The organism is Streptomyces sp. NPDC050704, from assembly GCF_040654355.1.
Lineage (GTDB): Bacteria > Actinomycetota > Actinomycetes > Streptomycetales > Streptomycetaceae > Streptomyces.
In genome coordinates this window covers 1-13,368 of sequence record NZ_JBFAHW010000017.1, presented here as the reverse complement: position 1 = coordinate 13,368, position 13,368 = coordinate 1, and the positions used below count along the sequence as shown (strand labels likewise).

General features: G+C 70.4%; 11 protein-coding genes. 6 read left to right on the top strand and 5 right to left on the bottom strand.

All coding sequences use genetic code 11. From position 1 onward, the window contains the following. Positions 1-86: 86 nt before the first annotated feature. A complete protein-coding gene (locus AB0I18_RS12235; RefSeq protein WP_363105351.1) occupies positions 87-728 on the bottom strand; it encodes a superoxide dismutase in 642 nt (213 codons plus the stop codon). Positions 729-967: 239 nt separating this feature from the next. Here AB0I18_RS12235 and AB0I18_RS12230 point away from each other — a divergent pair, with 239 nt between their 5' ends. Continuing rightward, positions 968-1,552, top strand: coding sequence for a biotin transporter BioY (locus AB0I18_RS12230; RefSeq protein ID WP_363105350.1), 585 nt, complete (start codon positions 968-970; stop codon positions 1,550-1,552). Here the strand turns inward: AB0I18_RS12230 and AB0I18_RS12225 are convergent. Then, positions 1,536-2,915: an FAD-binding oxidoreductase gene (locus AB0I18_RS12225; RefSeq protein ID WP_363105454.1), complete on the bottom strand. Its 1,380-nt coding sequence runs from the start codon at positions 2,913-2,915 to the stop codon at positions 1,536-1,538. The two genes, AB0I18_RS12230 and AB0I18_RS12225, sit on opposite strands and share 17 nt — an antisense overlap. 236 nt (positions 2,916-3,151) lie before the next feature. Here AB0I18_RS12225 and AB0I18_RS12220 point away from each other — a divergent pair, with 236 nt between their 5' ends. Beyond that, positions 3,152-4,225 carry a serine/threonine-protein kinase gene (locus AB0I18_RS12220; RefSeq protein WP_363105349.1) on the top strand — a complete coding sequence of 358 codons (1,074 nt, stop codon included), beginning with the start codon at positions 3,152-3,154 and terminating at the stop codon, positions 4,223-4,225. Between the two features lie 30 nt (positions 4,226-4,255). On the opposite strand, the gene AB0I18_RS12215 is transcribed toward AB0I18_RS12220, so the two are convergent. Continuing rightward, the gene (locus AB0I18_RS12215) at positions 4,256-4,966 is read right to left on the bottom strand and encodes a hypothetical protein (RefSeq protein WP_363105453.1); all 711 of its coding nucleotides are present in this window, start codon (positions 4,964-4,966) and stop codon (positions 4,256-4,258) included. Positions 4,967-5,116: 150 nt separating this feature from the next. On the opposite strand from AB0I18_RS12215, the gene AB0I18_RS12210 reads away from it, so the two are divergent. After that, positions 5,117-7,207, top strand: coding sequence for a protein kinase (locus AB0I18_RS12210; RefSeq protein WP_363105348.1), 2,091 nt, complete (start codon positions 5,117-5,119; stop codon positions 7,205-7,207). Between the two features lie 130 nt (positions 7,208-7,337). Here AB0I18_RS12210 and AB0I18_RS12205 read toward each other — a convergent pair whose 3' ends face one another. After that, positions 7,338-8,816, bottom strand: a complete 1,479-nt coding sequence (locus AB0I18_RS12205; protein WP_363105347.1) for an amino acid permease — start codon at positions 8,814-8,816, stop codon at positions 7,338-7,340. Positions 8,817-9,080: 264 nt separating this feature from the next. On the opposite strand from AB0I18_RS12205, the gene AB0I18_RS12200 reads away from it, so the two are divergent. Together AB0I18_RS12200 and AB0I18_RS12195 are read left to right on the top strand one after the other, a co-directional pair. Next, complete coding sequence (locus tag AB0I18_RS12200) at positions 9,081-9,566, top strand: ribose-5-phosphate isomerase (RefSeq protein ID WP_363105346.1); 486 nt, start codon at positions 9,081-9,083, stop codon at positions 9,564-9,566. 184 nt (positions 9,567-9,750) lie between these two features. Next, positions 9,751-10,605: a DNA-formamidopyrimidine glycosylase family protein gene (locus AB0I18_RS12195; protein WP_363105345.1), complete on the top strand. Its 855-nt coding sequence runs from the start codon at positions 9,751-9,753 to the stop codon at positions 10,603-10,605. 58 nt (positions 10,606-10,663) lie between these two features. On the opposite strand, the gene AB0I18_RS12190 is transcribed toward AB0I18_RS12195, so the two are convergent. Next, positions 10,664-11,899: a GNAT family N-acetyltransferase gene (locus AB0I18_RS12190; protein ID WP_363105344.1), complete on the bottom strand. Its 1,236-nt coding sequence runs from the start codon at positions 11,897-11,899 to the stop codon at positions 10,664-10,666. Positions 11,900-12,085: 186 nt separating this feature from the next. Between AB0I18_RS12190 and AB0I18_RS12185 the strand changes: the two genes are divergently transcribed. After that, on the top strand, positions 12,086-13,267 hold the full coding sequence (locus AB0I18_RS12185) for a PP2C family protein-serine/threonine phosphatase (protein WP_363105343.1): 1,182 nt from the start codon (positions 12,086-12,088) through the stop codon (positions 13,265-13,267). Positions 13,268-13,368 lie beyond the last annotated feature (101 nt).

Sequence of the window (13,368 nt, the reverse complement as noted above, 5' to 3'; positions counted from 1 at the left end):
TCACGAGGCAGGACGATTCAGGAGCTCAGGAGCTCAGGAGCTCAGGGGCTCCAGGGCTCCAGGGCTCAGGGGCTCTGGAAGTGCATTCAGGGGGCGAGCAGCAGCACATCCGGACGGGACTTCGCGGCCGCGTAACGCCGTGCCACGTCCTGCCAGTTGACGACCTGCCACATCGCCTCGATGAAGTCGACCTTCTGGTTCCGGTACTGGAGGTAGAAGGCGTGCTCCCAGGCGTCGAAGACCAGGATCGGGGTCGAGCCCTGCCCGACGTTGCCCTGGTGGTCGTAGATCTGCTCGACGACCAGCCGGCCACTGAGCGGCTCGAACGCGAGGACGCCCCAGCCGGAACCCTGGGTCGTCGCGGAGGCCTTGGTCAGCTGGGCCTTGAACCCGGCGAAGGAACCGAAGGACTCGGCGATCGCGTCGGCCAGCTCGCCGACCCCGTCCGCGGCGAGTGGTTCGCCGCCGCCCTCGCCCGTCATGTTGTGCCAGTAGATGCTGTGCAGGATGTGGCCGGAGAGGTGGAAGGCCAGGTTCTTCTCCAGGCCGTTGACCGATCCCCACGTCTCCTTGTCGCGCGCCTCCGCGAGCTGCTCCAGGGTGTCGTTCGCCCCCTTCACATACGCCGCGTGGTGCTTGTCGTGGTGCAGCTCGATGATCTCGGGGCTGATCACGGGGGCAAGCGCGGAGTAGTCGTACGGCAGCTCAGGGAGCGTGTACACGGGCATGGCGGGGTCCCCTCCGACCTCTTATTGCACATTACTTGCAACTACATGCTAGCAACAAGAAGGCCCTCGTGCAGGTCCCTCAGTGACCAGCATCACGCCCACACGTGTGTACACGGCACTCTTTGTCAGAGGTCCACCAAGCGCCCGATCCACCCTTTGTCGAGCGCTGACGGTGATCGCCCCGAGGGCGCTGGGATAGCGTCGCCATGTCCCCATCTGCCCTCACCCGCGGAGTCCCCATGAGTACCGCTGCCGCTACGGCATCCCGCCCCGGCCAGGTCATCGCCGACCTGCTCCCCGCCTCCCGCGTCCGGGACATCGCGCTCGTGGCGGGCGGCGCCGCGCTCACCGGGCTCGCGGCCCAGATCGCGGTGCCCGTACCGGGCTCCCCGGTGCCGGTGACCGGCCAGACCTTCGCGGCCCTCCTCGTCGGCACCGCACTCGGCGCCGGCCGGGGCCTCTCCGCCCTCGCCATGTACGCGCTGCTCGGCCTGGCCGGCGTCCCGTGGTTCGCCGAAGGCCAGGCCGGTGCCACCGTGTCCTTCGGCTACGTCCTCGGCATGCTGCTCGCCGCCACCGTCGTGGGCGCCCTGGCCCGCCGCGGCGCCGACCGCTCGGTGTGGCGCATGGCGGGCGCGATGCTGATCGGCGAGACGATCATCTACGCGATCGGCGTCCCGTACCTCGCCTTCGCCGCCGACATGTCGCTCACCGCGGCGATCGCGGCCGGCCTCACCCCGTTCCTCCTCGGCGACGCACTGAAGGCGGCCCTGGCGATGGGCGTGCTGCCGACCGCCTGGAAGTTCGTCAAGCGCGAGAGCTGACCGAGCTGTCAGCCACGTCGGAGTTCTCGCGGTTCCAGTGGTTTCCGCGGTTCCCGCGGAAGAGGTTCGCCGGGTCGTACACCGACTTCAGTCCGGCGAGCCTCTTCCGCGTTCCGGCGTCGTACAGGCCCTCCGCCGTACGGTCACCCGCGCCGTACGCGAAGTTCAGCGCCCGCCCGATCGTCCACGGCTCCACCGCCGCGAGGGCCCGGTGCAGCCGCTCCCGTGCCGGGTCGTCGACGCCGCCGAGAACCCGTACGAGGAAACGTCCCTCGCGGTGCGGCACCGCGTTCGGCCGCTCCCCGGCCAGTGCGCCGCCCAGGTGGTTGATCTGGACGACGTACATCGAGGGCGCGTCCGGCCCGGTCAGCGCGAGGAGTTCGCCCGCCGCCCCGGCATCCAGCCCGCTCAGCACCGCGCTGTCCCCGTAGTACGCGTGCGGGAAGTCCGGGTCGGAGTGGATGGTGTGGCTCTCGGCGTACGGCATCTCGCGCAGGGAGTCGGCGAGCACCGGCCCGATCCCGCGCAGCGGGGCGACGAGCCGCTCGCCGTCGGCACCGGAACCGGTGTAAGCGACCCGTACGGAGATGACGTACCGCCCGCGCAGGTGGGGCGGCAGCGCCGGGATGTCGGGGTAGGGCACGGCCGCGAACGACGAGGTCAGGCCGTCCGGGACGGTCGCCGTCCAGCGCTCGTACGCACGCAGGGCCGCCGCCGGGTCCACCTCGCGTCCGTCGAAGGCGAGCGAACCCCCGTACAGCCGCGCCACCGGTACGAGGCCGATCTCCAGCTCGGTCACCACGCCGAGGTTCGCGCCGCCGCCGAGCAGGCCCCAGAAGAGCTCGGCGTCCTCGGAGTCGGGCGTCACATGCCGGAGCAGGCCGTCCGCCGTGACGACGTCGAGGGAGCGGACGTGGTCGGCCGCGTACCCGAACTCCCTTGCCAGGATGCCGAGTCCGCCGCCCAGCGTGTACGCGACGGCGCCCACGCTCGGCGCGGATCCGTTCAGCGGGGCGAGCCCGTACGGTTCGGCCGCCGCGACGACCTGCCCCCAGCGGACGCCCGCCTGGACGCGGACGGTGCGCGCCCCGGCGTCGACCGTCACCCCGTCCATGCGCTTCGTCGTGATCAGCACGCCGCCCGCCGAGGCCCCCGGCAGCCCGTGTCCGGTGGCCTGGACGCCGACCGGCAGCCCTTCCCCGGCGGCGTACGCGACCGCCGCGGCCACGTCGTCGGTCGAGCGTGCCGCGAAGACGACGTCGGGACGTTGAGCGAACCCGGTCTGGAAACCGGCGAGTTCCTCCTCGTACCCGGGCTCGCCGGGCACGAGGACGAGACGGTCGTGATGGATGAAGTCCTGCAGGCTCACGGGAGTCTCCTCCTCGGTGGATCTCTGTAGATCTCGGTGGATCCCGGTACATCGATACGCGTCGGTACGAGGGCCATGCTGGCCGGATTACCTGACACCCGCCGTCAACATTTCCGAGCCGCTTGCTCCTCCGCTGTCTCCCCAGCCGTCACCACCGTTTCCTCCCGTTTCTCCTTTCTCCGACCGCCGCGAACTGTGTTGTCATGGAGAGAGGTTGGAGGTGTACCCGCATGCGGATCGCGGATCGCTACCGCCTTGCGGAGACCGTCGGGCAGGGCGGAATGGGGCGCGTGTGGCGCGCGCGTGACGAGATGCTCGACCGTGCCGTCGCGGTCAAGGAACTGCGGCTCGACGGCGACCCGGACGCGGAGGACCCGCGCACCCGGCGCGAGCGAGCGCTGCGCGAGGCGCTGGCCGGCGCGCGCATCGACCACCCCAATGTCGTGCGCATCTACGACGTGGCCGAGGAGGGCGACCGGCTCTGGATCGTCATGGAGTTCGTCGACGCGCCCTCGCTGGAACGGGTCGTCCACGACGACGGCCCGCTGGGAGTGGCCGAGACGGCACGCATGGGGCTCGCGCTCGCCGACGCGCTGCGCCGGGTGCACACCGCGGGAGTGTTGCACCGCGACGTCAAGCCCGGCAACGTCCTGCTCACGCCGGCCGGCCGTGTCGTCCTCACCGACTTCGGGATCGCCGCCCTCCAGGACGGCCGCTCCCTGACCCGTTCCGGCGTCCTCATCGGCTCTCCGGAATACATCCCTCCGGAGCGCGCCACCGGTCGCCCGACGGGCCCGCCCGCCGACTTCTGGGCGCTCGGCGCCACGCTCTGCACGGCCCTGACCGGCCGCTCCCCGTTCGCCCGCGGCTCCACCGCCGAGACACTGCTCGCGATCGTTTACGAGGAGCCCGAACTGCCCGGCGGCGACTGCCCGTTGACCCCACTGCTGCGCAGGCTGCTGGCCAAGGACCCGGCGACCCGGCCGGGCGTGGACGAGATCATCGCGTATCTGACACCCCTGGCGGTGGCGCCGCTGCCACCGGAAAAGCCCCCCGACGCGTCGCCCGGTGAGCCGCCCGGCGACTGGCGCCCCCGGCTCCTCACCGCCCTCGTGCTGATCGCGGCCGCGGCCGTCGCCGCCGTCATGATCGTGACGGTCATCGACCCCGGCGGCGAGACCCGCCTGCCCGACACCACCCGGCCTCCGACGGTCGCGGGCACCTCGCGCCCGGCCTCCTCGCCCCCGCCGTCCTCGCCCGCCCCTTCGCCGTCCGCCACGGACACGACGGCGCCTCCGCGATGAGTCCGCGGAGGCGCCGTACGAGCGCGAGCGTTACGACTGACTCCGCTGCCTCGTCCACCACAGGCCCGCCGCGCCCGCGGTGAGCAGGGCCGCGCCGGCCGCACCGAGGGGCAGGACGTCGCGCACCGGACCGGTCCTGGGCAGTTCGTCACTGCCCGGGGTGACCGGACTGTTGTCGGTGCCGAGCAGCAGCGGGGTGGCCGGGGCGTTCGGCGACGGGTTGTTCGCGCCGAACGGGACCGGGCCCTGCTGCCAGAACGTCTTCGTGCCCTCGGCGTCCTGGACGGGCAGGCAGATCCTGCCCTTCTTCTTCAGGTCGAAGGTCGCGTCGACGTCGTACGACTTCGACTTGCCGGCCGCCAGGTTGTCGATGGCGCAGGCGAAACCACTGTTCGACCCCTCGGGGAGGTCCTTTTTGGCGATTTCTGAGCAGCCTTCTACACCCTTGACCGTGAGACCTTCAAAACCGACCACAAGCAGTCGGATTTCGCCGCTGTCCTTGCTTCCCCCGTTCTTTACCGTGGCGGTAATCGCCGTTTTCTGAGAACTGTTGTCGACCGAGATCTTCTCCGGCAGCAGTGTCGTCAGCTTTACGTCTGCCGGTGCCTCGTCAATAACCTTTCCCCCCTCGTCACTCATCGGCCCCTCGTCCGCACCGGCGGAGAAGGAAAAGATCATCACCGCCGAGAAAGATGCTGTGAGCAGCGATCCCGCGATGGTCCTCATACGACGAGAACTCATGTTCGTCCCCCTTGGATCCCCCTGACTGCGCCTGAATTCGCAGTACTTGAAGAGGTACCACAAGATTTCTCCGCACTATGCTGGTGCGGCGCGAAGTGTGACCATTGTGCTTCTTTGCGTTACGTCTGTGACGGTTGTTGAAGGGGGGACATGGGCGTGCCGGGAATAACAAGGGGCGGTATTCCGGGATTGCTGGTGACCGGCCGTTACCGGCTGGTCGAGAGCATCGGGCAGGGAGGAATGGGGCGGGTGTGGCGGGCCACCGACGAAACGCTCGACCGGCAGGTGGCCGTCAAGGAAATGCGGATCGACGGCCTGGACCCCGAGGACACCCGCACCCGCCGGGAGAGGACCCTGCGCGAGGCCAGGGCCACGGCGCGGATAGACCATCCCAACGTCGTGCGCGTGTACGACGTGGTGGACCAGGGCGAGCGGCTGTGGATCGTCATGGAGTTCGTCGACGGCCGCTCCCTCGAACGGGTCGTGACGGACGACGGGCCGCTGAGCCCGCGTGACACGGCGCGGATCGGCCTCGAACTGGTGGCGGCGCTGGCCCAGGTCCATGCGGGAGGCGTCCTGCACCGGGACATCAAGCCGGGCAACGTCCTGGTCGAGCGGCGCGCGGGCCGGATCGTACTCACCGACTTCGGCATCGCCGCGATCCAGGACACGGAAGCCCTCACCATGGCCGGGATGATCGTCGGATCGCCCGACTTCATGGCGCCCGAGCGGGTCTCCGGCCGCCCGCAGGGACCGCCGTCCGACCTCTGGTCCCTGGGCGCGACCCTCTGCACCGCGCTCGGCGGCCGGTCCCCCTTCTCCCGCTCGACGACCCTGGCGACGCTGCACGCGGTGCTCTACGAGGAGCCGGAGATTCCGTCCGCGGCGGCGGGTGAGCTGCGGGACGTGCTGGCCGCGCTGCTGGACAAGGACCCGGCGCGCCGACCCGGACTGGAGGAACTGGCCGAGGCGTTGGGCCCGGTGGCGGCGGGACCTACCAGGGCGGAAACGGCGCCGACGGAACCGGAGCCGGGTCCGGGACCGGAACCCGGACCGGATCTGGGACCAGGACTGAATCTGGCACCGGGACCGGGACCGGGATCCGAGTCGGAACCGGAGCCCGGGGTGCCGCACGCCGGTCCCCCCGCGGGCGAGGGCACCCCAAGTCGGCCGGCACCCGTGGAGGACGCGGTTCCGCCCCCACCGAAACGGACACCGACGCTGAGGAACGCACCCGCGTCCGAAGAGACAGCGGCCCCCGCCGGGCCGCTCCCCGCGTCCTCCGACCCGGCATCGCAACAATCCCGGACCCCGAGCCCGACCCCCGTCCCAGCCCCGACCCCCGTCCCAGCCCCGATCTCCGCTCCGGCTCCGCCCCCGGAGGGACCCGCACCCGAACCGCCGCCCCCCGACGTCGAGAACGCGTCCTCCGAAGCCCCGCCCGGCGGCACCCCCGAGATCCCGTCCGCGGGCGCGACACCCGGGCACGCCTTCCACGCGTCCGGGATTCAACTGGAGCGACCGGAGCCGACCGAACGGCCGGAGCTGTCGGAATCCCCGGCCGTTCCGATGCCGCCGGGCGAACTGCTGGGCCCCGCCGAGCCGTCCGACCCGCGTCGGAGCCGACGCCGTATGGGCGTCGTGGCCGCCGCGGGTGTGGTCGTCGCCGGGGTGGTCGCCGCGTTCGTCGTCCCGGCGATCGGCGGATCGCCCGACGACAAGGACAAGGCGTCTCCCGCCTCCTCGTCGTCGCCGTCCGCCTCGTCCGGTGTGCCGTCCCCTTCGCCCACGGTCGCGGGCACGTCACGCCCGCCCAGCTTCCCGGCGGGGACCCGTAAGGAGGCCGGGGTGTTCAGGTGGGTCCCGCCCGAGGGCTGGGACCGGAACGTGCACTCCGCCGCCAAGGTGCACTACACGGCGCCGGACGGCAAGCAGGAGATCGCGGGCAACGCGACCCTGGCCCGTGGAGACCTGATGGCGCAGTGGGAGAAGACGGAGAACGACACCAGCAAGGGTCTGGGCTACCGGCGGATCCGGCTGGCGGAGACCACGTTCCGGGGTTCGCCCGCGGTCGTCTGGGAGTACGAGGTCACGGCCCGAGGACTGCCCTGGCACGTCCGGCTGCTCGGCTTCAACACCGGAGGGAAGTCGTACCAGATCAGCACCTGGTACGAGCCGGACATCGAGGACCGCGCGCTCCCGGTCTACGAGCGGGTCAGGGACAGCTTCACACCACTGTGAGCGCCGGGAACGGGAACGGGAACGGGAACGGTGGACGGAGACGCGACGACGCCTCCGCGGTGAGGCCCGCGGAGGCGTCGTACGAAGTCGTACGAAGGGGGAATCGCAAGTAGGGGGCGAGAAGCGAGGGTCAGACCTTCGCGTCCTCCGCCCGCTCCTCCTCCTTGGCCTTGCCGCGCCGCATCTTCTCCATCACCAGCGCGATGCCGACGACGATCGCCGCCACCAGGAGCGAGAGCAGCACGGTCTCGCGGCCGTCGTGCTCGGTGTCGGTGAGCATGTAGCCGAGTACGAAGAGGATCACCGCGATCGTCGCGTACGTCAGATACGGGTACAGCCACATCCGCACGACCAGCTTCTCCGGCGACTCGCGCTCGATGATCTTCCGCATCCGCAGCTGCGAGACACAGATGACGAGCCAGACGAACAGGGCGACGGCACCGGAGGAGTTGACCAGGAAGAGGAAGACCGAGTCGGGGAACTCGTAGTTGAAGAACACCGCGACGAAGCCGAAGACAACCGACGCGATGATCGCCGTCATCGGGACACCGCGGCTGTTGGTGCGCCCGAAGGACTTCGGCGCGTCCCCGCGCCGACCGAGCGAGAACGCCATGCGGGAGGCCGTGTAGAGGCCGGAGTTGAGACAGGACAGTACGGACGTCAGCACGATGAACTTCATGATCTCGCCGGCGTTCGCGATGCCGAGCGAGTTGAGGGCGGCGACGTACGAGCCGTCCTTCTGGATCGCCGGACTGTCCCAGGGGATCAGTGTGACGACGACGAAGATCGAGCCGAGGTAGAAGACGCCGATCCGCCAGATGACGCTGTTGGTGGACTTGGTGACCGCGCGCTGCGGGTCCTCGGACTCGCCCGCCGCGAGGGTGGCGATCTCGCTGCCCATGAAGGAGAAGACGACGAGCAGGATGCCGGTGAGGATGGCGCCGGGCCCGTTGGGCAGGAAGCCGCCGTGATCCGTGAGATTCCCGAGCCCGGCGCTGTCGCTGTCGACACCCGGCAGTACGCCGAAGACCGCGAGCCCGCCGATGACGATGAACGCGCCGATCGCGACGACCTTGATACCGGCGAACCAGAACTCGAACTCACCGTACGAGCCGACCGAGCCGAGGTTCGTCGCGGTGAGCACGACCATCACGATGAGTGCCCAGCCCCACTGCGGGACGGCCGGCACCCAGCTCTCCAGGATCACCGCACCGGCGGTCGCCTCGATCGCCAGCACGACGACCCAGAAGAACCAGTACAGCCAGCCGATCGAGAACCCGGCCCAGCGGCCGAGCGCGCGGTCCGCGTGCGCCGAGAAGGACCCCGAGGTCGGGTTGGCGGCGGACATCTCGCCGAGCATCCGCATCACGAGGACGACCATCGTGCCGACGAGGGCGTACGACAGGAGGATGCCCGGGCCCGCGGTGGCGATGCCGGAGCTGGAGCCGACGAAGAGGCCGGCGCCGATGACACCGCCGATGGCGATCATCGAGAGGTGACGGTTCTTGAGCCCGGCCTGGAGGCCTTCGCCGGGCTCTCCGGGTTTTCCGGGTTCTCCAGGGCCTTCGGGGCCGCTTCCGGCCTTCGACAGGGTCGGCTGCGAGGTCATAGGAGGGGTTCCTTTTCGCCGGGGACGGTGGGGGGACCGCGTGGGGAGTTGGGGAGTGTGGGGGCGGGCGGTACCCACGAGGCGCACAAGTCGGTCCAGTGAATCCCAGGCGAATCAATTGTTGAACCTTTGAATCCGGATTGTTACTTGAGGTTTTCTTGAGGATCTGTAGTGTTGCTCACACTTTTCGGGCAATCGCCCCAACACGTTTCGTGCGCCCGCCCCGACGGCGCCGATCCGAAACAGCCATGTCACACTCGGACCATGCGCGTGTACCTCGGCTCCGATCATGCCGGTTTCGAACTCAAGAACCACCTCGTCGAGTGGCTCAAGGCCGCCGGGCACGAGCCCGTCGACTGCGGACCCCTCATCTATGACGCCCAGGACGACTACCCGCCGTTCTGCCTGCGCGCCGCGGAGCGCACGGCGGCCGACCCCGGGACCCTGGGCATCGTGATCGGCGGCTCCGGCAACGGGGAGCAGATCGCCGCGAACAAGGTCGACGGGGTGCGGGCCGCGCTCGCGTGGAGCGAGGAGACCGCCGCGCTCGGACGTCAGCACAACGACGCCAACGTCGTCGCGGTCGGCGCCCGTATGCACTCCGAGGAGGAGGCGACCAAGTTCGTCGAGACCTTCCTCGGCACCCCGTTCTCCGGCGACGAGCGCCACAGCCGCCGGATCGACATGCTGTCGGTGTACGAGACGACGGGCGAGCTGCCGCCGATCCCGGCGCACCACCCGCAGGCGTAGGCCCCGTTCCGGCCCTCTTGTTCCGGCCCCCTTGGGGCTGCGCCCCGACTTCCAGCCTTGTCCAGGCCCCCCAAGCCCGTCCGGCGTTTGAGGACGAGGCCGTTCAGGCCGATAGGGGGGTCTGGGGGCGCAGCCCCCAGCTTCGGGAAGGGGCGGGGCTGGGGAGAAGAAAAAGGAGGACCCCGTGCCCGAGGGGCACACCATCCACCGACTGGCCGAGGACTACCTCGCCCACTTCGGCGGCCGGCAGGCACAAGTCACCAGCCCCCAGGGCAAGTTCACCGACGCCGCAGCCCTGCTGAACGGCACGGCACTCACCGCCGCGGAAGCCCACGGCAAACACCTCTTCCTCCGCTTCGAGAACGAGGACTGGATCCACATCCACCTCGGCCTCTTCGGCAAGGTCACCTTCGGCGAGCCGCCCTCCGGCGAGGCGAACCCCGGCCAGCCGACCTCCGGCCCAACCGGCGGAGCCCCCCGCACGGACACGATCCGCCTCAGACTCGCGAACGACACCGCGTACGTGGACCTCCGCGGCCCCACCACCTGCACCCTGATCACGGACGCCGAGAAGCAGGCGATACACGACCGCCTGGGCCCGGACCCGCTGCGCGAGGACGCCGAACCGGCCCGCGCGTACACCAGGATCTCCCGCAGCCGGACGACGATCGCCGCCCTCCTCATGGACCAGAAGATCATCGCGGGCGTGGGCAACGTCTACCGCGCCGAGGTCCTCTTCCGGCACGGCATCGACCCGTACCGGACGGGCAAGGACATCACACGGACCGAATGGGACGCGATGTGGACGGACCTGGTCGCGCTGATGCGCGAGGGAGTCCGCAACAACCGCATCGACACCGTCCGCCCGGAACACGAACCGGACGTGATGGGCCGCCCGCCCCGCGAGGACGACCACGGCGGCGAGGTCTACGTGTACCGCAGGGCCAACCTGCCCTGCCACATCTGTGGCGGCGAGATCCGCACCGCCGATCTCGCCGCCCGCAACCTCTTCTGGTGCCCGGCCTGCCAGCAGGCCTGAGCCGAAGCCGGCGCCGGAGCTGAGGCACCGGTAGCTGAGGCCGGCGCCGGAAGCCCGGCTAGAACCCGTGCGGAAGCCAGGGCGCCACGATCGAGGAGAAGCCGAGCGAGGCCTCCGCGAGCGCGCCCTGGTGGAGCTCCCGCACCCGTCCCGCCTCGGCGAGCGAGACGAGCGAGGCGCCACCGAGATAGGCCGCCCCCAACTCCCGTACGGACAGCGCGAGATCGGCCGCGTCGGCGGTCCGCTCACAGGACGCGCCCTTGGCGTCACCGGTGAGCCGCCAACGCCCCTCGTTCCAGGGGCAGAAGGCGTCTTCGATCTCGAACACGACGTCCAGGGGCGTCTGGTACGTCCGCGCCTCCAACGCCGCGCCGACATCGACGAGCCGCAGGTGGAGCGAGTCCCGGACCCCGATCGTGCACCGCCGGACGTCGGTGACGAGATGCTGGAAGGCATCGTCCACGGGCCGGTTGTACGTCGTGATCGTCGACGTCAGGTCGATGTCGAAGAGCAGCCGCCACAGCGCCGCGTACGCCGCCGGGTCGAGCGCCTCCAGGTCGCGCAGCTCGATCGTGCCCTTGGGGCCGGCCGCGTCCCACTCCTGCTTGTTGAAGTACCGGGCGTAGCCCACCACTTCGCCGTCCCGCTCCGCGAGCAGGCACTGCAGCGCCGACGCGCCCTTCCGGTCGCTCTCCGGATCGAGCACCGGCAGCCGCTCCCAGCCGGGCCGCCGCTCCAGCATCCCGGGCCGGGCCGCCACCTTCCGCGCGTATACGGCCTCGCACGCGGCAAGTACGGCCTCGGCGCCCGGCTCCACGAGCCGCAGCCGTACGTCGTCCGTGCCCGCCGGCACCGTCAGCCGCACCCGGGACGTGTCGATCTCGGCGCGCAGCTGCTGGGTCGCGACGCCGTAGCCGAACCGGCCGTAGATGACCGGCTCGGACGCGGTGAGTACGGCGAGGGGCTCGCCCCAGGACCGTACGTCGTCCAGCTGGCGCCGCATCATGGAGGTCAGCACCCCGCGCCTGCGGTGCGTCGAGGCGACGCTCACCATCGTGACGCCGCCCGCCTTCACGGCGGCGCCGCCCGGGACGGTGACCCGGAAGCTGAAGGCCCCGGCCGTGCCCACGCACTCGTCGCCGTCCCAGGCGCCGATGAACCGGTCGGGCTCCGTGAGGTCCTTCCACAGAGCCCGCTCCTCGGGGGACTCCCCGGCTCCGCCGAACGCGAGCTCCAGTTTCCCGTACCACTCGTCCCAGTCGTCCGGACGCAGCACGCGCAAGTCTGTCGTCATGTCCTCATGCCTACCAGGGCAATCCGGGATGAGCGACTGGATTTCTCCCGGCTCGGCCGTGTCCGGACCGTGTCGGGTCGTACGCTCTCCGAGGGCCGGGCTTCGCTGTGACTTCCGTCCCCGGACGGGGGACAAGTGGGACCTCCCGTGCCAAGCACCTGGTCCGATGGATAGGGTCCCGAACTAATGGCAGCAGGACGAGAGCGGCGCGCGGAAGCCGATACGTTCGCGGCCCGGTTGAAGAAGCAGGTCCACCGGGTCCGCACCGGGCTGCGCAGATCCGCCGTCGACTACTTCCGGGGGGACGGCTCCGACTGGGTCGCGCTCGCCGCTCTGCTGCTCACGATTCCCGTGATCGTCTCGATGACCCTCATCAACTCCGTGTGGTGCTCGCCGGCGCTGCTGGTCCTGCCGATCGTCGCGGGCGGGCTCGTGCTGCGGCCGTCCAGCCTGCTCGGGCTGTACGCCGCGGCGGCCACCGGGCTGATCGTGGAGTCCGTCAAGCTCGGGCCGTACACGGAGGGGCCGTCCCGGGTGACGCCTGGGATCGTGCTGGTCGTGGCCGCCTGCGGGTTCTTCGGGCTGCTGATCGCCCAGTTCCGCAGCCGGGTGGGGGTGCCGTGGCGGCGGGGCGGGACGATGCTGTTCGACCTGCGTGAGCGGATCCGGGTGCAGAGCAAGTTGCCGCCGCTGCCGACGGGTTGGCACCGGGAGATGGCGCTGCGGCCGGCCGGGGGCCAGTCGTTCTCCGGCGACTTCGTGGTCGCGGCGCGCACGAACGGGGGGCGCACGCTTGAGGTGGTCCTGACGGATGTTTCCGGCAAGGGGATGGACGCCGGTTCGCGTGCGCTGCTTCTGTCGGGGGCGTTCGGGGGGCTGCTGGGGTCCTTGCCGCCGCATGCCTTCCTGCCCGCGGCGAACGGGTATCTGCTCCGGCAGGACTGGGACGAGGGGTTCGCGACGTCGATCCATCTGGTCCTGGACCTCGATTCGGGCGACTACGAGCTCTTCTCGGCCGGGCATCCGCCGGGGTTGCAGCTCAGCGCGGGCACTGGGCGCTGGGAGGAGAAGGCCGCGGAAGGGCCTTTGCTCGGGGTGTACGACGGGGCCCAGTTCGACCCCGTGAAGGGTTCGTTGCGGCCCGGTGACGTCCTGATGCTCTTCACGGACGGCCTGGTGGAGACGTCCGAGCGGGACATCGTCGAAGGGATCGACCGGCTTACGGGGGAGGCGGATCGGTACGTGGCGGGCGGTTTCCACGGCGCTGCGTGGCATCTCATCGAGGCGGTGGCGAAGGATGTGAACGATGACCGGGCGCTGCTGCTGATCTGTCGCGAGGGGGCGACGATGGGGCCGGTCACTGTGTGACGTTGGCTGCGGGTTCGGTGGGGGCTGGTCGCGCAGTTCCCCGCGCCCCTGGGTGTGTGGGTGGGGCGGTGCCGCGACGGGGTATCCGATCGCCGCTCTGG

Excerpts from the sequence above, each read along its gene's own strand:
- AB0I18_RS12200 (WP_363105346.1), top strand. The coding sequence starts at position 9,081 with ATGCGCGTGTACCTCGGCTCCGATCATGCCGGTTTCGAACTCAAGAAC.
- AB0I18_RS12205 (WP_363105347.1), bottom strand. The coding sequence starts at position 8,816 with ATGACCTCGCAGCCGACCCTGTCGAAGGCCGGAAGCGGCCCCGAAGGC.
- AB0I18_RS12230 (WP_363105350.1), top strand. The coding sequence starts at position 968 with ATGAGTACCGCTGCCGCTACGGCATCCCGCCCCGGCCAGGTCATCGCC.
- AB0I18_RS12235 (WP_363105351.1), bottom strand. The coding sequence starts at position 728 with ATGCCCGTGTACACGCTCCCTGAGCTGCCGTACGACTACTCCGCGCTT.
- AB0I18_RS12215 (WP_363105453.1), bottom strand. The coding sequence starts at position 4,966 with ATGAGTTCTCGTCGTATGAGGACCATCGCGGGATCGCTGCTCACAGCA.
- AB0I18_RS12220 (WP_363105349.1), top strand. The coding sequence starts at position 3,152 with ATGCGGATCGCGGATCGCTACCGCCTTGCGGAGACCGTCGGGCAGGGC.
- AB0I18_RS12190 (WP_363105344.1), bottom strand. The coding sequence starts at position 11,899 with ATGACGACAGACTTGCGCGTGCTGCGTCCGGACGACTGGGACGAGTGG.
- AB0I18_RS12185 (WP_363105343.1), top strand. The coding sequence starts at position 12,086 with ATGGCAGCAGGACGAGAGCGGCGCGCGGAAGCCGATACGTTCGCGGCC.
- AB0I18_RS12210 (WP_363105348.1), top strand. The coding sequence starts at position 5,117 with ATGGGCGTGCCGGGAATAACAAGGGGCGGTATTCCGGGATTGCTGGTG.